Raw genomic sequence first — 22,141 nt, forward strand, 5'->3', positions numbered from 1 at the left:
GAGGATCCCTGTGTCGAGTGAACTCGAACCGCGCCCCGCAGTGGCGGCACCCCGCCGGCCGGTGCGCGCCCTGACCCGCCTCGCGGGGGTGACAGTGCTCGCCGGGGCGCTGGTCGTCGGCGCGTCCGCCACCGCGCTCGCCGCGCCGGGCCCGTCGACCGACGCCGAGCACATGTCCGCCGCGCCGCTGGCCGCTGTCGACACCGCCGCCCGGCCGCCGCGCACCACCCACGGCCCGTGCGCGTACACCGAGACCCCGGACGAACCCGCGGCCCGGCCGGTGCCGCTGCCGCCCGACCCGCGACGGACCCCGGCCCGGGGCAGTGTCCGGGTGACAGTGGCGACCAACCACGGGCCGATCGGGTTGACACTGGACCGGGCCGCCGCGCCGTGCACGGTGCAGAGCTTCCTGCACCTGGTGAGCAAGCGCTTCTACGACCGCACCCCGTGCCACCGGCTCACCGCGTACCCGACGCTGAGCGTGCTGCAGTGCGGTGACCCGTCCGGCACCGGTGAGGGCGGTCCGGGCTACCGGTACCGCGACGAGTTGCCGACCGACCTGCCGCCCGCGCCCACCGACCCGACCGGGGAGCGCCGGGTGTACGCCCGGGGCGTGTTGGCCATGGCCAACGCCGGGCCGGACACCAACGGCAGCCAGTTCTTCCTGGTCTACGCCAACTCCGCGCTGCGCCCCAACTACACGATCTTCGGCGAGGTCGACGGGGCTGGCCTGGCCACCCTGGACCGGATCGCCGCCGGGGGAGTGGCACCGACCGCCGAGGACCCGGCACCTGTCGACGGCGCGCCAGCGCTGCCGGTGACCATCCGCAAGGCCGTCCGCTGGCACCACCACTGACCGTACGGCGCGGTGGGTGACCGTCGGGCGCTCACCGCGCCACCGGCCGGGCGATGCCGGCCGGAATTATCGGGAACGGACCGGAACGAGTCCACCCGGTTTCCGATGCGGTTCCGCCCGTCACGTCGAGGCGGGCGACCCGGTCGTCGGGGCGGCGGTGCTGTCGCGAACGACCATCTCGGTGGCGAGTTCCACCCGGGGCGAGTCGATGCCCTCGCCCTGGGCCAGGCGCAGCACGGTCCGGGCGGCCAACCGTCCCATCTCGACCAACGGTTGGCGCACGGTGGTCAGCGGCGGTGAGGCCCAGCGGGCTTCCGGCAGGTCGTCGAAACCGACAACGCTCACGTCGTCCGGGACGCGAAGCCCGCGGCGCCGGATGGCCTCGTAGACACCGAAGGCCATCTGGTCGCTGGAGGCGAAGATGCCGGTCGGCGGGTCGGCGAGGTCGAGCAGCGCGGTCCCGCCGGAGAACCCGGAGGCGTGGTAGAAGTCGCCCGGGTAGATCAACTTGTCGTCCACCGGGACCCCGGCGGCCTCCAGCCCGGCCCGGTAACCGTCGAGCCGCGCACGGCTGCACAGCAGGTGCGTCGGCCCGGCCACGAAACCGATGCGCCGGTGCCCGATCGCGAGCAGGTGTTCGGTCGCGGCGAGCCCGCCGGCCCAGTTGGTGGCGCCGATCGTCGGCACGTCCATGGCCGGCACCCCGGCCGGGTCGACGACCACCACCGGCACGTTGAGGCGACGCAGTTGCGCGTGCAGCGGCGGGCTCAGGTGCGACGTCACGAAGATGACGCCGTCGGTGGCCCGGGTGCGCAGGTTCTGCAACCACTGCCGGGCCGCTGTGGGCTGCCGGTGGATCGCGGAGACCACGGTGCCGACGCCCGCGCCGTGCCCGACATCCTCCACGCCCCTGATGATTTCCACGGCCCAGGGGCTGTCCAGGTCGTTGAAGACCAGGTCGACGAGGCCGGCACGGCGAACGCTGCGGCTGGTGCGACGCCGGTAGCCGTGGTGGCGCAACAACTCCTCGACCCGCTCGCGGGTGTCCGGGGCCACATCGGAGCGGCCGTTGAGCACCCGTGACACGGTCGGCACCGACACCCCGGCCTCCCGTGCGATCGCGGTGATGGTCACCCTGCGTCCGTCGTCCGCGCCCACCCGCGTCTCCTTCACCGAGCCGGAGGGACGACCACAAGACGGTCGCCCACCGTGTGTCCCGAAACGGCGTGCCCGCTCCACGGGTCATCTTGCCTCACGGACGGGGGTCGACGACATGCCAGGTCGACTGAAGCTTCGTTAGATTTGCGGAAAAGTTCCGGAGCTTTTCCGGCTACTTTCGGCCGATGGGCCGATTGGATCCTGGGATGGTGACCCCAGCTGGGCTGATAGACAGGAATCGTGCGCTACCGCCTGGCCGTCGTGCTCGTGCTCGCGCTCGCCGCGCTGCTCGGCGGCTGCTCGCGGCCGGAGCCCCGACCCGCGCCGGCCGCGTCGCAGCCGACGTCGGCGAGCCCCACACCCGCGCCGACCCCGTCCACCTCCGCCGCGGCACCGCTGCCGGGGTTCGTGGTGCTGACCGACCTCGACCCGCGCATCCACGCCGACATCCGCTACGCGACACCGCACAACTTCGTCGGCCGGCCGATCGCCGGTTACCGCGAGCCGCTGTGCCTGCTCACCCGGCAGGCGGCCGAGGCGTTGCGCCGCGTACAGGACGCCGCGCTGGCCGGTGGGCACAGCCTCAAGGTGTACGACTGCTACCGCCCGCAGCCGGCGGTGGACGACTTCGTCGCCTGGTCGAAGCGCCCCGCTGAGCAGCAGACCAAGGCCGAGTTCTACCCGGACCTCGCCAAGAACCGGCTCTTCGCCGACGGCTACATCGGCGCGCCCACCGCGCACAGCCGCGGCAGCACCCTGGACCTGACAGTGGTCGACGAGCCCGCCGCCAGCCAACCTCCGTACCGGGTCGGGCAACCGCTGGTCGCCTGCACCGCGCCGCGCGGGCAGCGCTTCGCGGACAACAGCATCGACATGGGTACGGGCTTCGACTGCTTCGACTCCCGGGCGCACACCGCCGACCCCCGCATCACCGGGCCGGCGCGGGACAACCGTCGGCTGTTGCAGCGGCTGATGACCGATGCCGGGTTCGTCAACTACGACCGTGAGTGGTGGCACTACAGCCTGCGCGACGAGCCGTACCCGGACACGTTCTTCGCCGCCCCGGTCGCCCGGTCCTCGGTCGGGTGATCAGGTCCAGTAGAGGATCCGGCAGGCTGGCACGCGAGCGGTCAGCTCGGCGGTGAACCAGTCGCGCAGCTCGGTCATCTGCTCGCGGGGGTAGACGTACTTCACCGCGCCGAACTTGCCGTGCTTGCGGGTGCGGGACTCCTCGTCCATCTCCAGCCGGGTCCGCGGGTACCAGCCGAGCAGCACCTCCTTGCTGCCAGGCGTGAACCGGTGGGTGATCAGCTCGGCGGTCAGGTCCAGGCCCGGCACCCCGTCGACCGCCGCGCGGACCTGGTCGAGCAACTCGCCGTAGTGCTCCCGCCAGTCGGGCAGCGCGATGATCGGCGCGATGGTCAGCCCGACCGGGTAGCCGTCGAGGGCGAGCCGGCGCAGCGCGGCCAGCCGGTCCGTCACCCGAGCGGGTCGGTGTAGCAGGACGCCTCGAAGGTGGTGCCCTCGTCGGCGCGCCGCGCGTTGCGGCTGGTCACCGTCCCGCGCCCGGCGTACGCGGCCAGCCCGGCGAGGATGTCGTCGAGGTCCGCGTACACCCGGGTCACCGGTGGGCCGGACAGGGATCCGGCGAGGTAGCAGTACTGGCAGTGCGCGGGGCAGCCCTCGGCCAGGTCGACCCGCCAGTCGGCGCTGGGCGCGATGGGTTGCAGGACACGCCGCGAGGGTGGGCTCACCACGATCGCCATCGTCGACTTGGCTCGGGCGTACGTCTCCCGGTCGGTCTGCCCGCGTACCCCGGTGAGCCGGTTGGCGCGCAGCTGTTCCACCTCAATGCCGAGTGCCCGTACCCGCTCGACGATCCGTTGGCCGTGCGGGTGGTCGAGCGCGGCGGGGGTGGACACCACCCGGCCCGGGGTCCAGCGGCGCGCCGACCGGGCCGGCGGCGCGAGGCCGGCCAGGTCGCGGGTCGGCACCCGCTCGCCGCTGGCGTCGTGCGGCGCGGCGGGCACGTCAACGGCGAGCGGCTGGTCGACGTCGACGGCGTCCGGGCTGGTCATCCGGCCGGGGTACCCGTTGCCGCAGGAATCCCACCCGATCGGCGGCCCCGCGATTGACGCCGCCCAACGGGAGCGCATAACCTCTCATCTATCTGTAAACCTTGTGAACAGATGCACATCGACGCGGCGGCGCGCGTCCCGACCGAAGGGACGATCAGGTGATCGCAGAACTCTCCTCCCGTACCAGACAGATCTTGTCGTTGTTCGTCGCCCTGGTCGTCGCGATGACCGCCGGCCTCGCGGTCAACGCCTCGCGTAGCGCCCAGGCCGCGCCGACGTTCAAGGTCCTGGCCTTCTACAACGGCACCTGGGACGCCGCGCACATCGACTTCGTCAAGGACGCCCGCGCCTGGTTCCCGCAGGCCGCCGCCCAGCACGGCTTCTCCTGGGAGGCCACCAACAACTGGGGCCTGCTCAACACCGCAAACCTGGCCCAGTACAAGGTGGTCATGTTCCTGGACGACGCCCCGCCGACCGCGCAGCGGGCCGCGTTCCAGCAGTACATGCAGAACGGCGGGGCGTGGCTGGGCTTCCACGTCAGCGCGTTCACCACCAACCCGTCGAGCTGGAGCTGGTACTACAACACCTTCCTCGGCACCGGCTCGTTCCAGACGAACACCTGGGGACCGACCCGGGTCACCATGCGTGCCGACAACCGCACCCACGCCGCCACCCGGAACCTCCCGGCGACCTTCCCGTCGTCGATCAGCGAGTGGTACTCCTGGAGCAACGACCTGCGGCAGAACCCCAACATCGACATCCTGGCCTCGGTCGACCCGTCCAGCTTCCCGGTCGGCACGGACCCCAACCAGTCCTGGTACGGCGGCTACTACCCGCTGGTCTGGAGCAATCGGCAGTACAAGATGCTCTACGCCAACTTCGGCCACAACGCGATGAACTACAGCACCAACACCGGGCTGTCCTCCACCTTCGACAGCGCGCAACAGAACCAACTGCTGATCGACGGGCTGCACTGGCTCGCCGGCGTGGGCAGCGTCCCGCCGACCACGCCCCCGCCGTCCGACGGCATCTCGCCGACCGCCTGGCACACGGCTGTCAACCGTGCCAGCGGCAAGTGCGTGGACGCCCGCGCCGCCGCCAGTGCGAACGGCACGGCCATCCAGCAGTACGCCTGCAACAGCAGCACCGCGCAGCAGTACCAGTTCGTGCCGACAAGCGGCGGGTACCTGCGGGTCAACAACCGCAACAACAGCGCCCAGGTGATCGACGTGACCGACCGGTCGACCGCCGACTCGGCGAAAATCCAGCTCTGGTCCTACAGCGGCGGCAACAACCAGCAGTGGCGGGCCGAGTCCGAGGGCGGCGGCTACTACCGCCTGGTCAACCGCTCCAGCGGTAAGTGCCTCGACGTGCCGGGAGCGTCCACGGCGGACAGCGTCCAGCTCATCCAGTACACCTGCAACGGCACCGCGGCCCAGTCCTTCCGGCTGGTGCCGCAGGCATAGCTGCACTACCGCGTCCCGCGCCGGGGTGAACCACTACTCACCCCGGCGCGGGCCGCGAGCCGTTCGGCCAGCTCGGCGCCGGACCAGTCCCGGCGCACCTGTAGGAGAGTCAGCAGCCGCAGCAGGCGCACGGAGGTCTCCACCATGTCCGCGAGTCTGCCCAACGCCCGACTGACGGCAATATCCATTGCGGACGCGCGGTGGCCCTCCTACTCTCTGCGGTGCACCGTCAACCGCTCAACCCGGAGGGAGTACGCCATGTCGCGACGCGTCCGCACCGATGCCCGCCGGTGCCTGCTCCCGGCCGGCACCCCTTTGCAGATCACCGCCAAAACCCGTGCCTGCTGCCCATCGCGGCGCAACGAGCCGGGGTGGCGCGACTGACGCCGACGCTGACGCGTCCGCCGGCCGCCCATCCCATCGGGATCGGGCGGCCCTTTCGTATCCGCGCACCGCCGCTGGCCGCCAAGTCTGATCATTAACTGTCACCGCACGACAGAAGGAGTCCATCATGGGATTCACCCCCCTCGCCGGTACCCGGGCACCGGTCCGGGTCTGGACCGACCCGTACGTCATCGAGCCGCAGGCCGCCAAGCAGCTGCGCAACATCGGCGCGCTGCCCTGGGTGCAGGGTGTCGCCGTCATGCCCGACGTGCACTTCGGCAAGGGCGCCACGGTCGGCTCGGTGATCGCGATGCGGCAGGCCGTCTCGCCCGCCGCGGTCGGCGTCGACATCGGCTGCGGGATGTCGGCGGTACGTACCTCGCTGACCGCCGCCGACCTGCCGGACGACCTGGCCGGGCTGCGTTCCGCGATCGAGGCCACCATCCCGGTCGGCTTCGCCCAGCGCAAGGACTCGGTCGACACCCGTCGGATCCGGGGCCTGGAGCAGGCCGGCTGGGACGACTTCTGGAACCGGTTCGCCGGCCTGGACCGGCGGGTTGCGCAGCTGGAGACGCGGGCGCAGCGGCAGATCGGCACCCTCGGCGGGGGCAACCACTTCATCGAGGTCTGCCTGGAGCAGGGCGGCGCCGACGAGGGACGGGTCTGGCTGATGCTGCACTCCGGATCCCGCAACATCGGCAAGGAGCTGGCCGAGCGGCACATCGGGGTGGCCCGGGGGCTGCCGCACAACGTCGACCTTCCGGACCGGGACCTGGCCGTGTTCCTCGCCGGGACGCCGGAGATGGACGCGTACCGGCGGGATCTGTGGTGGGCGCAGGAGTACGCGCGGCGCAACCGGGCGGTCATGCTGGCCCTGCTCTGCGGCGTGGTGCGTGAGCACTTCCCGCAGGTCGGCTACGACGAGCCCACGTCGTGCCACCACAACTACGTCTCAGAGGAGAACTACGGCGGGGTGGACGTGCTGGTGACCCGCAAGGGCGCCATCCGGGCCGGCCGGGGTGACCTGGGCATCATCCCCGGGTCGATGGGCACCGGGTCGTACATCGTGCGGGGGCGGGGAAACCCGGACGCGTACTGCTCGGCGTCGCACGGGGCGGGGCGTCGGATGTCTCGGGCACAGGCCAAGCGGACGTTCAGCACCGAGGACCTGGCCGCGCAGACCGCCGGGGTGGAGTGCCGCAAGGACGCCGGGGTGGTCGACGAGATCCCCGGCGCGTACAAGGACATCACCGAAGTGATGGCCCAGCAGGAGGACCTGGTCGAGGTGGTCGCGCACCTCAAGCAGGTGGTCTGCGTGAAGGGCTGAGAGGCCGCGCGGGCCGGGTCACCGGCCCGCGCGGCGCGATCTCAGAAGCCGACGAAGACCCGGCGCAGGTCGTCGACTGTCACCGAGCCGGTCACCCGCACCCCGTCGGGGGTGTACTGGGGGCCCAGCCGTCCGGTGGCCAGCCGCAACCACGCCTCGGCCGGGGCCACCAGCTCCCCGTCGGGACGCTCCGGCGCGTCGACGACCTCGACCTTCTCGCCCAGCCGCAGCCCGAACGTCCGCTCCGGCGCGTGCAGGCGGACCAGCAGGGTGGCTTCCCCGGCCAACTCCTGCGGCCGGCTGGTCCAGGCCAGCATGCCGCCGACCTGGTCGAGCAGCAGCGTCACCGCCCCCGGCGTCACCGCCGCGAACCTGTTGAACGCCACCTCGGCGTCCCACTGGTGCAGGGCGAACTCGCTGAGCCGGAACCGGGCCGCGGTGGCCACGTCGACCGGCTCCGGCAGGAAGCCGAGGTCGATCCGCATCGAGGCCCGGGTCTCGGCGTCCAGCGCCTCGTACGCCTCGACCAGCCGCTCGTTGGTGGCGAGGAACCCGGCGGCGTGCTCGGCCGGGGACATGGCGTCCCAGCGTGCCCAGACGCCACGGTTGAAGTCCCCGTCCGGGCCGGGCGCGCCGGTGCGGGCGGCGTCCAGCGTCGCCAGGTTGATCTCGGCGCCGCTGCCCAGGTGGCTCAGCACCTGGGACACCTGCCACTCGCTGGCCCCTGACGGCTGGAGCAGGTCGTCTTCCTTGAGGTCCCGTACGAGGGCGGCGAGCTCCTCGTGGCCCGCTCGAAGAGCTGTGATGATCTGGTCAGCTACTGTCGACATGAATCTCCTCAAACGGATTTTCAGCTTTGATCGGGACGTTACCGGACGTTACCGCCGGCCAGCCCATTCCACTGTCGGGGCGCACCGGCCGGTGGCCGCGTTCGGTCAGCTCAGCCCATGTGCACGGTGTTGCCGGTCGGGATGTCCTCCTTGCGGACCTTCACCAGGACCAGGGTGGCCAGTCCGGCGAGCACGATCAGCGCCGCGCCCCAGGCGAAGGCCACCCGGTAGCCGTGCACCAGCGCGTCCACCTGGTTGACCGGGTTCGGCGCCTTGCCGACCAGGTAGGCGGCGACAGCGCTGGTGTAGAAGGTGTTCAGCAGCGCGGTGCCGAGCGAACCACCGATCTGCTGGGTGGCGTTGAGCGTCGCGCTGGCCGCGCCGGCGTCGTGCTCCGGCACCCCGACCAGGGCGAGGCTGGACAGCGGGACGAAGGTGAAGCCCAGCCCCAGGCCCAGGATGACCTGCGCGGGCAGCAGGTGGGTGAGGAACGAGGTGTCCACGTCGATCTGGGTCAGCACCAGCATGCCCAGGGCGGCGAGCACCGCACCGGCGACCATCAACGGCTTGGCACCCACGCGGGGCATCAGCTGGCTGGCGCCACCCGCGGCGATCAGCACACCGGCGGTGACCGGCAGTGACGCGAGACCGGCTTCGAGGGGCTTGTACTGCAGCACCACCTGGAAGTAGAAGGTGAGGAAGAGGAACGCCCCGAACAGGCCGGCGCCGATCAGCGTCGAGGTGAGGAACGCACCGCCCCGGTTGCGGTCCAGGATGATCCGCAGCGGCAGCAGCGGGTGGCTGGAGCGCAGCTCGATCACCACGAAGGCGGCGAGCAGCACCACGCCCGCGGCGATGAAACCGAGCGTCGCGGTGGCGTCCCAGCCGTCCTCGGCGGCCTTGGTGAAGCCGTAGACCAGGGAGACGAGGCCGGCGGTCACCACGATCGCACCGGGTACGTCGTAGCGGGTGTTGCCGTGGGCCCGGCTCTCCGGCACCAGTGGGAGCGCGAAGGCGATGGCGATGGCGGCGACCGGGATGTTGACCAGCAGGCACCAGCGCCAGTCGGCGTACTCGGTGAGTACCCCGCCGAGCAGCAGGCCGACCGCGGATCCACCGCCGGCGATCGCGCCGTACACCGCGAAGGCCTTGGCCCGCTCGGTCGCCTCGGTGAAGAGAACGGTGAGCAGCGCCAGCGCGGCCGGGGCGAGCAGCGCGCCGAAGGCGCCCTGCAACGCGCGAGCGGCGAAGAGCATCTCACCGGTGGTGGCCAGACCGCCCAGGGCGGAGGCGAGCGCGAAACCGGTCATGCCGACCAGGAAGGTGCGCTTGCGCCCCCAGTAGTCGGCGATGCGACCGCCGAGCAGCAGCAGACCACCGAAGGCCAGCGTGTAGGCGGTGATCACCCACTGCCGGTTCGCGTCGGTGATTCCCAGGTCGGCCTGGGCCTGCGGCAGCGCGATGTTCACGATCGTGGCGTCCAGGACGACCATCAGCTGTGAGACCGCGATGACCGCCAGCGCGATCCAGCGCCGCGGGTGCGGTGCGCCAGTCGACGGCCCGGCGTTGGGCGCGCCGGGCGCGGTCGAGGTGGTTCCGGGCATGGTGAAGCCTTCCGTGTTGCGAATATTCGGTGAGTCAGGCCGGAGACGGACGGTGGTGCTGATAGCGGAGCACCGGGATCAGCACCTGGTCGACGACCTGGGTGAGGAACGCGTCATCGGCGGGTAGGCCGTGCGCGACGATGCGGGACATGGTGAGCGCGGGCGCCAGATCGTGGAACAACTCCCGCTCCCCGGCCTCCGGCGGGATCTCCCCGCGGGCGGCGGCGCGGACCAGGATGGCGGTGCTGGCCACCCGCCCGGCCGGTAGCACCTGGTGACGCACCAGGCGTTCCAGCTCGGGGTTGGTCCGCATGGCGAAGGTCAACGCCTGCATCAGGTCGCAGTCGGCCGTGCAGATCGCGGCCGTGGCCCGCAGCAACTCGATCAGGTCCCCGCGGAGCGAGCCGGTGTCGGGCGGGTTGTGCACACCCACGTGCCTGTCGCGCAGGGCGGCGACGACCAGCTCGGCCTTGCCGTCCCAGCGCCGGTAGATGGTGGCCTTGCTGACGTGTGCGCGGGCGGCGACGGCGTCGATGGTCATCCGGTCGTAGCCGACCTCCCGCAGGGTGTCGATGACGACGGTGAACAGGTCGCTGTCGGTGCACCGCGGGCCCCGGGCCGCTGGCACCCCGGCGCCCGCGCCCACCTGCTGACCACCCAGCATCCGACCTCCCCGCGAAACGATGTCGTACTGACCCTAGTTCGCGGTTGGCTGATCGTGCAGGGTTTCGTGAGTTGCCTCGCACTGAGTCCACGAAACGATTGCGTTTCCAGCCGGAGTCCGGCAGGTGAACGGGGTGGTCAGCCACCGGGGGCGAGGACCACCGGCACGGCCATCGTGTTGATCCGCGCGCCGTCCCGGGCGGACACCTCGTACACCTCGATCGTGCCCTTCTGTTCGCGGACCGTGCGCCAGTCGACCACCACCCGGTAGCCACCGCGGCAACCGCTGCCGCAACTGGCGGTGCCGAAACCGGTGGCCACCTCCCGGCCGGCGGCGTCCAGGACCCGGACGCTCACAGTCGCCTCGAACACGGTGGCGGTGCCCGCGACGACGAGCGGGGCGGAGACGCGCGCACCGGGGATCGGGGCGGTGACCACGATCGGTGGCAGCAGGTCCGCATAGTCCGCCCGTTCGACAGGGGCCGCGCCGTCGAGGCGGACCTGCCGCACGCTGGGGAACTGGGTGAGCGTCCACACCACCTGCGCCTCACGCAGTCGGCGGGTGGCCGGGTCGCCGACGGACGGTACCCGCAGCGTCGCCACGCCGTCGGCGATGCGGGTGACCTCGACGCCGGCCGGAAGCAGGGTTGTCATCCCGGTGGCGGCCTCGGCCGCGGTCGGCCCGGCGGCCAGTTCGGTGAGCGCCAGCCGGGACGTCGCGACAGTGGCCGGCCGGGCGCGTCGGGTCGGCACGAGCAGCCCGGCGCGGACGTACCACAGCTCGATGGTCACCGGGTCGGGCCGGCGCGTGCCGACGGACGCCGCCGCCGACGGACCCGGTGGTCGGTCGGCGGGTGGCGGCGTCGGCTCCACGGCCGGGGTCCCTGTGGGTTCCGGACGGTCGGTGGGCGCGGCGCTCGTCGGCGGCGCGGTGGGCGCCGGGCCGAGATCGCCGGAGCGGGGAGTGCCGCAGCCGCCGAGCAGGAGGGCCGCGACGAGCACCGGTACGCCCAGCCCGGCCGTTCCGCGGCGGCTCATCCCACACCGTCCGCCGTGCCGGCGGGAGCGTCAGTGGGCAACTCCAGCCGGAACCGGGTGCCCTCGCCCGGTTCGCTGCGCACACCCAGCGCGCCGCCGAGCAGATCGGCGTGCTCCCGTGCGATGGCCAGCCCGAGCCCGGTGCCCGGCGCGGAGCGGGACCTGTCGACCTGGTGGAACCTGTCGAACACGCGGGGTAGATGCTCGGCCGGGATGCCGGGCCCCTGGTCGCTGACCTCGAAGACGACCAGGGGGCCGGCGCCCGCCACGCTGGCCGTGATCTCCCCACCGCCGTGCTCGACCGCGTTGGCGACCAGGTTGGCCAGCACGCGCTCCAACCGCCGCCTGTCGGTGCGCAACACGACCGGGTCGCCGGTGATCCGCACCCGCGGCGACCAGCCACGCGCCACGACGATGCCGTGCAGCAGCGCCAACGCGTCGACCGGCCCGACGACCAGCTGCTCCCGCCCGGCGTCCAGCCGGGAGATCTCCATCAGGTCCTCGACCAACCGGCGTAGCCGGACCACGTCGCCGACCAGCAGCCGGGCGGCCGGCCGGGCGTCGTCGGGCAACTGGTCGAGGTGCTCGCGCAGCAGCGACGCCGCGGCCACCAACGCGGTCACCGGGGTACGCAGCTCGTGCGCGACATCCGCGGTGAACCGCCGCTCGCGGGTCTGCGCTGCCGACAGCGCCGCGATCTTCGATTCCAGTGCCTCGGCCATCTCGTTGAACGTCGCCGCCCAGACGCTGAACTCGTCGCGCCCGCGTACCGGCAGGCGGGTGGCGAGTAGGCCCTCGGTGAGGGCTCGCGCGGCCCGGCTGGCCCGGCCCACCGGCTCCAACGTGCGGCGGGCCAGCGCGTGACCCACCGCGGCGGCGAGCAACACCACGAGCACCCAGCCGGCCACCAGCGCGCTGCGCAGCTGACCCAGGTCGGTGGCGACGTCGTCCTCCACGGTGAGGACGTACAGCTCGGCGGTCGAGCCGGGAATGCGCCCGCCGACCACCAGCAGCCGCGGACGTTCCGCCGGCGCGGAGCGCTGATAGCCGAGCCGGCCGGCCCCGACGACGGCCCGCAACGGGCTGCCCAGCACCGGGGCGTACGCGGGGTGCGAGGCACGGGTCGGGCCGTCGACGAGCACCACGTGCCGACCGCTGGCCTCGAAGCTGCTGAGCAGTTCGGTGCTGCGCTGCTCGGTCAGCGGAAGGAACTGCCCGGCGAGAACGAGGTGGTAGCGGGCGTCGGCGGCGGCCTCGTGCAGCGAGGCGTCCAACCAGGACTGCCGCAGCAGCAGCCCGGTCCCGCCGGCGAGCAGGCCGGCCGAGACGCCGGCGACCAGGACGAACGCGATCGTCAGCCGGCGCCGCAGGCGGCCGGGGAGCACCCCGCGTCCGGCCATCGCCGACCCCCGTCAGCCCGGAGACAACTTGTAGCCGGCGCCGCGCACGGTCCGGATCAGCCGTGGCTGCGCCGGGTCGTCCTCGATCTTGGCGCGGAGCCGCTGCACGGCCACGTCGACCAGTCGGGAGTCGCCGAGGAAGTCGTGGTTCCAGACCAGGTCCAACAGCAGTTGCCGGGTGAAGACCTGGCCGGGTCGGCGGGCCAGCTCCAGTAACAGGCGGAACTCGGTGGAGGTCAACGCCACCTCCCGGCCGTGCTGGCGGACCACGAAGGCGCCCGGGTCGATCTCCAAGCCGTCGACCTTGATGACTGTCGACGGGGCCGGCACGTTCACCCGGCGCAGCACCGAGCGGACCCGGGCCACCAACTCGGGCAGGTCGAAGGGCTTGCGCAGATAGTCGTCCGCGCCGCACTCCAGCCCGACCACCACGTCGATGGTGTCGGTGCGCGCGGTCAGCATCAGGATCGGCACCTGACTGGTCCGCCGGATCTCCCGGCAGACCTCCAGACCGTCCACGCCCGGCAGCATGACGTCGAGCACGATGAGGTCGACCGGGTGAGCGCGGAACGCGGCCAGGGCCTGCCGCCCGTCGACCGCGGTGTCGACCCGGAAACCGGCGCGGTGCAGACCGAGGGCGGTGACCTCCCGGATCGAGAAGTCGTCTTCGACCACCAACACGCGGCCCTCCATCACCCGAGGGTAGACCCGGCGCCACAGTGCGTAGTCCTGGCGAAACGGTCGACATCGACGGCCGGCTGGCCTCTGCCCGACGCCGTCCAACCGCTACGGTCAGTGCCTTCGGCACCCCTGAACCAGCTCAGACGAAAGGGCACGACGTGAAACGTCATGGCTGCGTGATCCGACTCCGCCCCGAGCAGCGGGAGACCTACCTGCGGTTGCACGCCGCCGTCTGGCCGAGCGTGGAGAAGACGCTGCGCGAGGCGAACTTCCGCAACTACACCATCTTCCTCCACGACGATCTGCTCTTCGGCTACTACGAGTACGTGGGCGACGACTACGAGGCCGACCTGCGGCTGATCGCGGCGGACCCACAGACGCAGGAGTGGTGGAAGCTGACCGACCCGTGTCAGGAGTCGATCGCCGAGCCCGGCTCGGGGGACTGGTGGGCCCCGATGCGAGAGGTCTGGCACCTGGCCGACGAGGCCTAGCCCCGGGGCGTTCGACGGGGGCCCGAGACGCCGAGGTCAAAAATCGTCGACAAAAGTTTTGGGCGTGCTGTCGATTGGGAGCGGTTCAGTTCGTAGCCCTGGTGAGAGCCCGGCATCGCAACGGGCCGCACACCCACTGGAGGGCACGATGACCGCCACTGCGAACACGACAGGCACCACCACGTCGACCGTCGGTGCGCTGATCCGGGCCGGCGCCGTCGCCACGGTAGCCGCGAGCGCCGCCACCATGGCCGTCGCCGTCGCCGCCGTCGGCCAACTGGCCGGGGTCAGCCTCGACGTGGGCGGCGCTCCGATCCCCGTCACGGGGTTCGGCGTGCTGACCGCCGCCTTCTCGCTGATCGGCCTGATCATCGCCGCGCTGCTGGCGCGTTTCGCCCGGCGCCCGCGGCGCACGTTCGTCCGTACGACTGTGGTGCTGACGGTCCTGTCCCTGGTGCCGGACCTGATCGCCGACGCCTCGACGGCCACCAAGGCGCTGCTGATGCTCACCCACCTGGTCGCGGCCACGATCGTGATCCCCGCTGTCGCGCGCCGCCTGGCCGCCTGACCTGTCGCCATCCCACAATCGAGCTACCGGAGGATCATCATGAAGCAGTACCTGCTGTCCGTGCACGTCGTCGAGGGGGCGCCGACGCCGTCCGACGACGAGATGCAGACCATGTTCAGGGAGACCGGTCGGATCAACGACGACATGCAGGCGGCGGGCGCCTGGGTCTTCGGCGGAGGGCTCACGTCACCCGACAGCGCCACAGTCGTCCGGGTCGAGAACGGCGCCACTGCCATGTGCGATGGGCCGTTCGCCGAGACGAAGGAGCACATCGCCGGGTTCTGGGTCATCAAGTGCGCGGACCTGGACGCGGCGCTGGCGTGGGCCGAGAGGTGCGCGGCGGCCTGCGGGCCGGTCGAGGTGCGCCCCTTCGACGACCTGTCCCAGGCCTGACCAGGAGCCGGTCACCCGACATGGACCTGGCGAGCATCTACCGCGCGGAGTACGGCCGCTGCGTCGCCACGCTGGCCCGCCTTCTCGGTGACATCAACCTCGCCGAGGAGGCGGTCCAGGACGCCTTCACCACCGCGCTGCAGAAGTGGCAGATCCTGCCGCCGAACCCGGGCGCCTGGATCGTGACCACCGCCCGCAACCGGGCCGTCGACCGGCTTCGCCGGGAGTCGACCCGCGAGGCCCGGCACGCCCAGGCCCTGCTGCTGCATCACCAGGACGAGCCCCGGGAGGTGGGACCGGTGAGGGACGACCAGCTACGACTCATCTTCACCTGCTGTCACCCGGCGCTCGCCCCGGACGCGCGGACCGCCCTCACGCTGCGCCTGCTCGGCGGCCTCGACGTGCCGGAGATCGCCCGTGCCTATCTGGTCCAGGAGGCGACCGTCGCCCAGCGGATCGTGCGCGCCAAGAAGAAGATCCGCGACGCCGCCATCCCCTACCGGGTGCCCGCCGAACACGAGCTGCCGGACCGGCTGCCGCCCGTGCTCACCGTGCTCTACCTGATGTTCAACGAGGGCTACGCGTCCACCGCCGGTCCGCTGATCAGAACGGACCTGTGCGCCGAGGCGATCCGGCTCGCCCGCGAACTCGCCGCGTTGATGCCCGACGAGCCCGAGGTCCTGGGCCTGCTCGCCCTGCTGTTGCTGACCGAGGCGCGCCGCCCGGCCCGGCTCGACCCGGACGGCGACCTGGTGCTGCTGGCCGACCAGGACCGGTCACTGTGGAACCGGCCGCTCATCGCCGAGGGCCACGACCTGGTCCGCCGTTGCCTGCGCCGCAACCGCCCCGGCCCGTACCAGATCCAGGCCGCGATCAGCGCTGTGCACACCGACGGCGCCGCCACCGACTGGCCACAGGTCCTGGCACTGTACGACCAGCTCCTCGCACTCTCACCAACCCCGGTCGTGGCGCTCAACCGTGCGGTTGCCGTCGCCGAGGTGCACGGACCGGCGGTGGCCCTCGCCGCGTTGGAGGGCGTCGACCTGCCGGGCTACCACCGGCTGCCCGCCACCCGGGCCGAACTGTTCGCTCGGCTCGGACGGGACGACGAGGCCCGAGCCGCCTACGACCAGGCCGCGGCCCTGGCCACCAACGAGACCGAGCGGGCCTACCTGGAGACCCGTCGCAACGAACTCACCCGTGAACGGAGAGCACCATGACCGCCACCTACACCGTCGACGTGGGTGCGCAGGAACTCAAGAGGTCGGCCGCGGCTTCGAACGTCGGTGCCGCCCGCTGGGTCTCGTCGGCACTGAGCACGACGGCGTTCGCGCGGGCCAGCATCTCCCGTGCGCTTTCCTCGTCCCGCAGGACCAGTGCCAGTTCGGCGCGGTAGACGAGGACCTCTACCAGTGCGACCGGGTCGTCACCGGATTGCGGGCGGGCGAGTGCGCTGTCGAGGATTCGGATGGCCTGCCCGACGTCACCCTTGGAGTCGCCCTGCACGACGGCGTTCGCGAGGGCTTTCGCCAGCCGCCCGGAGGGAGCCGCCGCCACGGCGGGGGTCGTGGCGGCGTTCTGGACGACGCGGATCCAGTTGCCACCCGGATCGATGAGGCTGAACCCGCCCAGCCCGTCGTAGTTCCGTCGCACCCGGGGACGCGTCATCCGTGGCGTTCCGGACACCAGCACCTTGCCGTACGCGGCCCGCATGCCCGCAGCGAAGGCCCGGTGCAACTCCGCGATGTCCGAGGTGAGGACGAGGCAGGAGCCGTAGGACTGCTCGGGGTCGAAACCGGCCATCTCGAAGAAGTGCAGATGCAGATCCTCGCGGCGCAACGCCACGTACGGGTTGGGCTTGCGCTGCTTGTACGTGGTCTGGAAGCCGAGCACCTCGTAGAAGGTGCCGATGTCGTCGATGGACGCGCAGGGCAGCAGGGGAACGGTCACCTCGTTGGTCATGGCTCCTTCCTAGGCGTAACGAGGTGCCCGTCGCACATGGAAATGGCCGATCGCCGTTCCAGTCCATCCAATCGGCCGATGACGGCCGAGTTCCCGTCAGGTCACCACTGGTGGGCCACGTCGAGCACGATCCGACTGTGGGTGCCCGGCCCGGCCAGCACGAACGTGCGGAACGGCAACCGCGCCCGTACGCCGACAGCGAAGGTGCTGTAACCCTCGAAGCTGCCGCCGAAGACGACGTCGCGCAGTGTCGGGTAGCGCAACAGGTTCGCCACGTGCTCGCCGACCGCGTACGGCAGAGTGCCCAGGTGGTCGTCGTCGTACGCCGGGGCCCGCAGCGAGACCCGTAGCAGCGCGCCACCGGCGGTGTACGGCGACAACGCCAACCCCTCGCCCTCGGTCCACGTCTCGCCGTAGCCGACGGCGTATCCGTCGACCGGGCCGGCGAACTCGAACACCACCCGGTCGTAGCAGTCGTGCCGGCCGGTCCGTACGTCGACGAGCGGGGCGTCGCTGAGCGCGCCGGCCGTTTTCTCCGCGCTGCCCCAGGTGATCCCGCAGTACGCCGTTCCGGTCGTGGTGCCGGCTGCGGGGCTGCTGCCCGCGCCGACGACCAAGCCGGCGAGGACGACCACCACCGCTGTCAGTGCGCTCTTGATCCTCATCGTGGTTCTCCGTTCGAGACTCGGGGCCACGTGGTGGCGGCGCTGCCGGTGACCCTCTGCCGCCACAGTTGTCTCTTCTCGACGCGGGAACTTCGCTGCCGGGTAACCGCTGAGTAACAGTGGTCGATGTTCAGTCGACTGTGGGCGGCCGGTGGAGCGTGCGTAGCGGGGAGCAGAACACCGGAAGCCATGTCACCGCGTTCGCGAGCGCGCCGACCACCAGCGCGGTGCGGACGCCTCCGTACTGTCCGAGTACTCCGGCGAGCACTGCGCCGATGGTGAGCGCCCCGGTGAGCAGAAACCGGAAGGTGGCGTTCATCCGCCCGAGCAACGCGTCTGGGGTGGCGCCCTGGCGCAGGCTGACCCCGATCACGTTGCCTACTCCCGTCCGCCAGGCCAAAGCCAGCCAACCGACAGCCGCCACCCAGAGCATCGGCCCGGTGTCGATCAGCGTGACCAACCCGCCGAGCGGCGCAACGAGCAGCCCGGGCAGCCAGAGGGCGCGACCATGGCCTATCCGCTCGGCGAGCGGGCGCGCGGTCACTGCTCCGAGCAAGGCGCCGATCCCGCCCACGCCGAGGAACAGGCCGAGGGCAGCGGCGCCCAGCCCCAACTCGCGTAGGAACACCACCGGAAGCAGAGTGGTGGTGAGCTGCATGCTCAGGTTGATGCTCGCGGTCGAGAGGGCCAGCGGGCGGAGCAGGGGGTTGCCGGTCACGTGCCTGACCCCCGCGCCGAGCTGCTGGACGAAACCGCCCGGCACCCGCGGCGGACGTCGGCGGGGTGCTTCGGCACGGATCCGGGTCAGAATCACACCGGACACCACGAAGGTCACCGCGTCCAGCACGATCGCGACCGGCGCAGTGAGCACCTGTACGAGGATCCCGCCCAGCCCGCGACCTGCAATCTGCACGGTCGCATTGGTGCTCATCATCAGTGCGTTCGCCGCCACCAACCGGCCCCGGCCGACCAGTTCCGGCAGATAGCTCTGCGCAGCGACGTCAGCGAAGACGGTGCCGACTCCGGTCAGCAGTACCACCAGGTACAGCTGCGGGATGGTCAGCCACCCGGCCCACCACGCCACCGGCACCGAGGCCACCAGCGCAGCCCGGGTGAGATCGGCGGTGAGCAGGACGGCGCGACGCGGCAGCCGGTCGACCCAGACTCCGGCCGGCAGACCGATCAGTAAAAACGCGGCGGTGCTCAGCGCACCGAGCAGCCCAACCTCGCCGGGGCTTGCCGAGAGTAGGGACACCGCCAACACCGGCACGGCCAACTGGCCGATGTGGAAGCCGACGCCATCGATGAGGGCGGCGGCGTAGAGCAGTCGGAAGGAACGCGGCCAGGGGTTGGGCTGGCCCTTGGATCCGGTCGTCATCGAGGCGGTGGTCATGCCGCCCACGCTGCCGGCGGCAGCGCCTCGAACCGATAGATTTGACTCTCGCCGAATCCGTCGGGGGCGTCCAATGATGCTGGTCGGTCTGAACGCGCGGGACCTGGCGATGACCCGATTCGCGGTGTCACCGCTGTGGGAAGCTGTGGCGAGCGTCCGGATCATCAAGCGGCCGCATCAGTTTCCGGAGCATCTGGCCTGGTACGAGCGGGTCCAGCCACGCTTGGCCGGCGTGCGGTGGCAGCTCCTTGCCGATCTGGTGCAGATGCCGACGCCGATCATCCCGACCTTCGTCTGTCCGCCGCCGGCCACCTCACAGCCCACCCTTGAGATCGAGCTGGCGTCCCTCGTTGCCACACCTGCCGAAGCGGTGCGGGCCAGCCTCGACGCGCTGTCCGGCCCACGGTCGTCGCTCCTGGTGGCGCTCTATGCCGACCCGCCGGGTCACCTGACTCGGCTGGCCGAGGCGGTCCGGGCGTATGTCGACGCGGTCATCGCACCCTACTGGCCCCGGATGCACACTCTGCTGGAGCGGGAAGTGCTCCTCGGCGCACAGCGCACGGCCACCGACGGAGTTCATGGCTTGCTCAATCACCTTGATCCCTTCGTCCAATTGAAAGCCGACACGCTGTCGGTGGAGCACCTGACCCGGAGCGGCACGGTGCGACTCGACGGGCGGGGCCTGCTGCTCGTGCCGTCCGTATTCATCGGCCGCCGGGTCTGGTCGAATTTTGGCTCTCCTGGACAACCGGTGCTGCGGTTTCCGGCACGGGCAGTGGCCGCGCTGTGGGAGCGGGATCGGACCCCGAACGGGCATGCGCTCGCCCGGGTACTGGGTCGGACCCGCGCGGCGCTGCTGCACGAGTTGGCCGTACCGACGTCGACACTGGAACTCGCCGAGCGGTGCCGGCTCACCCCGGGCACCGTGTCCCAGCACCTCGGCGCGCTGCGTGACGTCGGCCTCGTCGGCACACACCGGGTCGGACGTTTCGTCCTCTACGCCCGCACAGCCGCGGCCGAGGCGCTGCTCGCCGCCAGTGGTACGGCTGTCACCTGAGACCTGTCGACGGGACCCACCAGGACGCTGGCGAGTCTCGGCGGTATGACGCTTCCGCTATGCCGAACACCGCTCGCCGTCACACTAATATCTACGTGTATCGATGAGCCGGTGGCCGACGGCCGCCGGACGACCGCAGGGGAGTACCCGATGTTCCGAGGACAACTGAGACGCGCGGCGCTGGCCGTGCTGGTGGCCGTGCTGGCGGCGGCCGGGATGCAGCTCGCCACCGGTGCGCCGGCCGCCGCTGTCCGGACCGTCTACTACGACGCGAGCCGGACCGGCGAGTTCCGTACCAACTTCGACCAGGCGGCGCAGATCTGGAACAGCCGGGTCAGCACCGTGCGGCTCCTGGCCGGCACCCCGGCCAGCATCACCATCTACGTCGACGACGGCTGGCCCCGCGCGCAGCCGACCGGTCTCGGCTCGGGCCGGATCTGGATGGGCCGCACGGCCGTCAACCAGGGCTACGACCGCACCCGCATCGCCACCCACGAAGTCGGCCACATCCTGGGCCTGCCGGACCGGCGCACCGGCCTCTGCTCCGACCTGATGTCCGGCAGCAGCGCTCCGGTGTCCTGTCGCAACGCGAACCCCAGCGCGGCCGAGGCGACCCGGGTGAACTCGCTGTTCGCCGGCGCCCTGGCCGCGCCGGCCAGCACGACGTACACCTGGGATGGCGCCTCGGACATCGGCCCGCTGGTGGTCGGCGGCCGGCCGGCCACCGAGAACTATCCCTTCATGGTGTACGTCTCCGGCTGCACCGGCACCCTGATCAAGGGCAACTGGGCGGTCACCGCCAAGCACTGTTCGACGCCGTCCTCGGTACGGGTGGGCAGCGTCAACCGTTCCAGCGGCGGGATCGTGGTGCGGGTGACCCGTGCGGTCAACCACCCGAGCGTCGACGTCAAGCTGCTGCAACTGGCCAGCTCGGTCGCGTACGCGCCGGCCCCGATCCCGAGCACCTCCGGTGCGGTCGGCACCGCCACCCGGATCATCGGCTGGGGCCAGACCTGTGCCCCGCGGGGTTGCGGATCGGCTCCGGCCGTGGCCAACGAACTGGACACGTCCATCGTGGCCGACAGCCGGTGCTCCGGCATCAACGGCACGTACGAGATCTGCACCAACAACACCAACGGCAACTCCGGCGCCTGCTACGGCGACTCGGGCGGGCCGCAGGTGCGCCAGGTCAACGGAGTGTGGAACCTGATCGGCGCGACAAGTCGTGCCGGCAACAACAACTCCACCTGCGCCACCGGCCCGTCCATCTACGTCGACCTGCCGTCGATCCGATCGTGGATCTCCACTCAGGTCGGTGGCCTGCCCGTCTGACCACCAGTGACATCGCGGGCGGGGGCGAGCGGCAGACGCGCCCCCGCCCCGGTGTGTGCCGGTGTCACCCACGCCATCCCACGATGCGGTACGGTGCGTGCATATTCGGCACATCGGAGGTGGCTTCATGCCTACCGTCGTCGTCCTCGCGCTGACCCTCGCCCTCGCGCCCGCGCCGTCCCCGTCGGTCACCTCGGATCCGCTCGGCGACATCATCGGTGGCGTCGGCCAGATCGTCGACGAGCTGCTCGGCGGCGACACGCCGAGTGCCGCTCCCGCGCCGAGCGTCACACCCACCCGGCCGTCCACGCCGAGTCGGCCACCTGTCGCCGGTCAGCCGAGCCCGGTGGAGCCCGCGGCGATCCCCGTGCCCGCCGCCTCGGCGGGCGGCGTCCCCGCACCCGCCGCCCCCGATCCGCGCACCGCTGACGAGGGCACCGGCACCCGCAAGGCCGCCGTGCCGCAGCTCGACGGCGACGCCCCCGCACCGACCGCCGCGCCGGCGCTCGCCAGCCCCAACCGCAACGCCTGGCCACCCGTGTCGTACCTGCTGGTGGTGGCGGTCCTCGCGGTGCTGGCACTGCTGCTCCTGCGTCGCCGGGCCCCGGTCCCCGCCGTCACGCGGACGCCCGACCCCGGTCCCGTGCCGGATTCCGGCCCGCCGCCGGACCTCGGGTCGGTGCCGGACAACGTCAGTCGGTTGCCGACCAGCCTCAACGCCATCTACGAGATGGGCCGGCTGGACGAGCGACTCGAACAGGAGCGCCGTCGGCGAACCTGAGGGCCCCGGCGTCG

At 71.5% G+C, this 22,141-nt stretch carries 24 protein-coding genes; 11 read left to right on the forward strand and 13 right to left on the reverse strand.

Annotated features, from left to right (window positions below):
• The first annotated feature begins 10 nt into the window (after positions 1 to 10).
• Positions 11 to 856 carry a peptidylprolyl isomerase gene (locus tag KBX71_RS30835; protein WP_374102669.1) on the forward strand — a complete coding sequence of 282 codons (846 nt, stop codon included), beginning with the start codon at positions 11 to 13 and terminating at the stop codon, positions 854 to 856.
• Positions 857 to 976: 120 nt separating this feature from the next.
• Here KBX71_RS30835 and KBX71_RS30840 read toward each other — a convergent pair whose 3' ends face one another.
• Positions 977 to 2,014, reverse strand: a complete 1,038-nt coding sequence (locus KBX71_RS30840) for a LacI family DNA-binding transcriptional regulator (RefSeq protein ID WP_196926983.1) — start codon at positions 2,012 to 2,014, stop codon at positions 977 to 979.
• A 240-nt stretch (positions 2,015 to 2,254) separates the two neighbouring features.
• Here KBX71_RS30840 and KBX71_RS30845 point away from each other — a divergent pair, with 240 nt between their 5' ends.
• Positions 2,255 to 3,103 (forward strand): M15 family metallopeptidase, encoded by an 849-nt coding sequence (locus tag KBX71_RS30845; protein ID WP_307847403.1) that lies wholly within the window; start codon positions 2,255 to 2,257, stop codon positions 3,101 to 3,103.
• Here the strand turns inward: KBX71_RS30845 and KBX71_RS34100 are convergent, their stop codons facing one another.
• Together KBX71_RS34100 and KBX71_RS34105 are read right to left on the reverse strand one after the other, a co-directional pair.
• On the reverse strand, positions 3,104 to 3,496 hold the full coding sequence (locus tag KBX71_RS34100; protein WP_247684397.1) for a spore photoproduct lyase family protein: 393 nt from the start codon (positions 3,494 to 3,496) through the stop codon (positions 3,104 to 3,106).
• Complete coding sequence (locus tag KBX71_RS34105; protein WP_247684398.1) at positions 3,493 to 4,092, reverse strand: spore photoproduct lyase family protein; 600 nt, start codon at positions 4,090 to 4,092, stop codon at positions 3,493 to 3,495. Before KBX71_RS34105 ends, KBX71_RS34100 begins: the two co-directional genes overlap by 4 nt.
• A gap of 158 nt (positions 4,093 to 4,250) precedes the next feature.
• Between KBX71_RS34105 and KBX71_RS30855 the strand changes: the two genes are divergently transcribed.
• Positions 4,251 to 5,558, forward strand: coding sequence for an RICIN domain-containing protein (locus tag KBX71_RS30855; protein ID WP_307847404.1), 1,308 nt, complete (start codon positions 4,251 to 4,253; stop codon positions 5,556 to 5,558).
• Between the two features lie 5 nt (positions 5,559 to 5,563).
• On the opposite strand, the gene KBX71_RS30860 is transcribed toward KBX71_RS30855, so the two are convergent.
• The gene (locus tag KBX71_RS30860) at positions 5,564 to 5,704 is read right to left on the reverse strand and encodes a hypothetical protein (protein ID WP_210821301.1); all 141 of its coding nucleotides are present in this window, start codon (positions 5,702 to 5,704) and stop codon (positions 5,564 to 5,566) included.
• A 365-nt stretch (positions 5,705 to 6,069) separates the two neighbouring features.
• On the opposite strand from KBX71_RS30860, the gene KBX71_RS30865 reads away from it, so the two are divergent.
• Entirely contained in the window at positions 6,070 to 7,269 is a 1,200-nt protein-coding gene (locus KBX71_RS30865) for an RtcB family protein (RefSeq protein ID WP_210821260.1), read from the forward strand.
• Between the two features lie 41 nt (positions 7,270 to 7,310).
• On the opposite strand, the gene KBX71_RS30870 is transcribed toward KBX71_RS30865, so the two are convergent.
• The 6 genes from KBX71_RS30870 to KBX71_RS30895 form a co-directional block, all read right to left on the reverse strand.
• Positions 7,311 to 8,099, reverse strand: coding sequence for a maleylpyruvate isomerase family mycothiol-dependent enzyme (locus tag KBX71_RS30870; protein ID WP_210821261.1), 789 nt, complete (start codon positions 8,097 to 8,099; stop codon positions 7,311 to 7,313).
• Between the two features lie 110 nt (positions 8,100 to 8,209).
• The gene (locus tag KBX71_RS30875) at positions 8,210 to 9,703 is read right to left on the reverse strand and encodes an MFS transporter (protein WP_210821262.1); all 1,494 of its coding nucleotides are present in this window, start codon (positions 9,701 to 9,703) and stop codon (positions 8,210 to 8,212) included.
• A gap of 34 nt (positions 9,704 to 9,737) precedes the next feature.
• Positions 9,738 to 10,367: a TetR/AcrR family transcriptional regulator gene (locus KBX71_RS30880; RefSeq protein WP_124821018.1), complete on the reverse strand. Its 630-nt coding sequence runs from the start codon at positions 10,365 to 10,367 to the stop codon at positions 9,738 to 9,740.
• 137 nt (positions 10,368 to 10,504) lie between these two features.
• Entirely contained in the window at positions 10,505 to 11,404 is a 900-nt protein-coding gene (locus KBX71_RS30885; RefSeq protein WP_247684399.1) for a Gmad2 immunoglobulin-like domain-containing protein, read from the reverse strand.
• Positions 11,401 to 12,804: a cell wall metabolism sensor histidine kinase WalK gene (locus KBX71_RS30890; RefSeq protein WP_210821263.1), complete on the reverse strand. Its 1,404-nt coding sequence runs from the start codon at positions 12,802 to 12,804 to the stop codon at positions 11,401 to 11,403. Before KBX71_RS30890 ends, KBX71_RS30885 begins: the two co-directional genes overlap by 4 nt.
• Before the next feature lie 12 nt (positions 12,805 to 12,816).
• Positions 12,817 to 13,497 (reverse strand): response regulator transcription factor, encoded by a 681-nt coding sequence (locus tag KBX71_RS30895; protein ID WP_210821264.1) that lies wholly within the window; start codon positions 13,495 to 13,497, stop codon positions 12,817 to 12,819.
• 164 nt (positions 13,498 to 13,661) lie between these two features.
• Here KBX71_RS30895 and KBX71_RS30900 point away from each other — a divergent pair, with 164 nt between their 5' ends.
• From KBX71_RS30900 to KBX71_RS30915, 4 genes are all read left to right on the forward strand, one after another.
• Positions 13,662 to 13,976, forward strand: coding sequence for an L-rhamnose mutarotase (locus tag KBX71_RS30900; protein ID WP_225855080.1), 315 nt, complete (start codon positions 13,662 to 13,664; stop codon positions 13,974 to 13,976).
• A 148-nt stretch (positions 13,977 to 14,124) separates the two neighbouring features.
• On the forward strand, positions 14,125 to 14,544 hold the full coding sequence (locus KBX71_RS30905; protein ID WP_210821265.1) for a DUF6069 family protein: 420 nt from the start codon (positions 14,125 to 14,127) through the stop codon (positions 14,542 to 14,544).
• 39 nt (positions 14,545 to 14,583) lie between these two features.
• Positions 14,584 to 14,937 carry a YciI family protein gene (locus KBX71_RS30910; RefSeq protein ID WP_210821266.1) on the forward strand — a complete coding sequence of 118 codons (354 nt, stop codon included), beginning with the start codon at positions 14,584 to 14,586 and terminating at the stop codon, positions 14,935 to 14,937.
• Between the two features lie 20 nt (positions 14,938 to 14,957).
• A complete protein-coding gene (locus KBX71_RS30915; protein WP_210821267.1) occupies positions 14,958 to 16,157 on the forward strand; it encodes an RNA polymerase sigma factor in 1,200 nt (399 codons plus the stop codon).
• Between the two features lie 7 nt (positions 16,158 to 16,164).
• Here the strand turns inward: KBX71_RS30915 and KBX71_RS30920 are convergent, their stop codons facing one another.
• The 3 genes from KBX71_RS30920 to KBX71_RS30930 all read right to left on the reverse strand — a co-directional run bounded on the left by KBX71_RS30920 (position 16,165) and on the right by KBX71_RS30930 (position 18,957).
• Complete coding sequence (locus KBX71_RS30920) at positions 16,165 to 16,899, reverse strand: VOC family protein (protein WP_210821268.1); 735 nt, start codon at positions 16,897 to 16,899, stop codon at positions 16,165 to 16,167.
• Between the two features lie 101 nt (positions 16,900 to 17,000).
• Positions 17,001 to 17,564: a hypothetical protein gene (locus KBX71_RS30925; RefSeq protein WP_210821269.1), complete on the reverse strand. Its 564-nt coding sequence runs from the start codon at positions 17,562 to 17,564 to the stop codon at positions 17,001 to 17,003.
• A gap of 130 nt (positions 17,565 to 17,694) precedes the next feature.
• Entirely contained in the window at positions 17,695 to 18,957 is a 1,263-nt protein-coding gene (locus KBX71_RS30930) for an MFS transporter (protein ID WP_247684400.1), read from the reverse strand.
• 109 nt (positions 18,958 to 19,066) lie between these two features.
• Between KBX71_RS30930 and KBX71_RS30935 the strand changes: the two genes are divergently transcribed.
• The 3 genes from KBX71_RS30935 (at position 19,067) to KBX71_RS30945 (ending at position 22,127) form a co-directional block, all read left to right on the forward strand.
• Positions 19,067 to 20,014 carry a helix-turn-helix transcriptional regulator gene (locus tag KBX71_RS30935; RefSeq protein WP_210821270.1) on the forward strand — a complete coding sequence of 316 codons (948 nt, stop codon included), beginning with the start codon at positions 19,067 to 19,069 and terminating at the stop codon, positions 20,012 to 20,014.
• A 216-nt stretch (positions 20,015 to 20,230) separates the two neighbouring features.
• Complete coding sequence (locus KBX71_RS34900; RefSeq protein WP_374102670.1) at positions 20,231 to 21,346, forward strand: snapalysin family zinc-dependent metalloprotease; 1,116 nt, start codon at positions 20,231 to 20,233, stop codon at positions 21,344 to 21,346.
• 127 nt (positions 21,347 to 21,473) lie between these two features.
• Positions 21,474 to 22,127, forward strand: a complete 654-nt coding sequence (locus KBX71_RS30945) for a hypothetical protein (RefSeq protein WP_210821272.1) — start codon at positions 21,474 to 21,476, stop codon at positions 22,125 to 22,127.
• The last annotated feature ends 14 nt before the right edge of the window (positions 22,128 to 22,141 follow it).

Source organism: Micromonospora sp. D93 (assembly GCF_018070365.1).
Lineage (GTDB): Bacteria > Actinomycetota > Actinomycetes > Mycobacteriales > Micromonosporaceae > Micromonospora > Micromonospora ureilytica.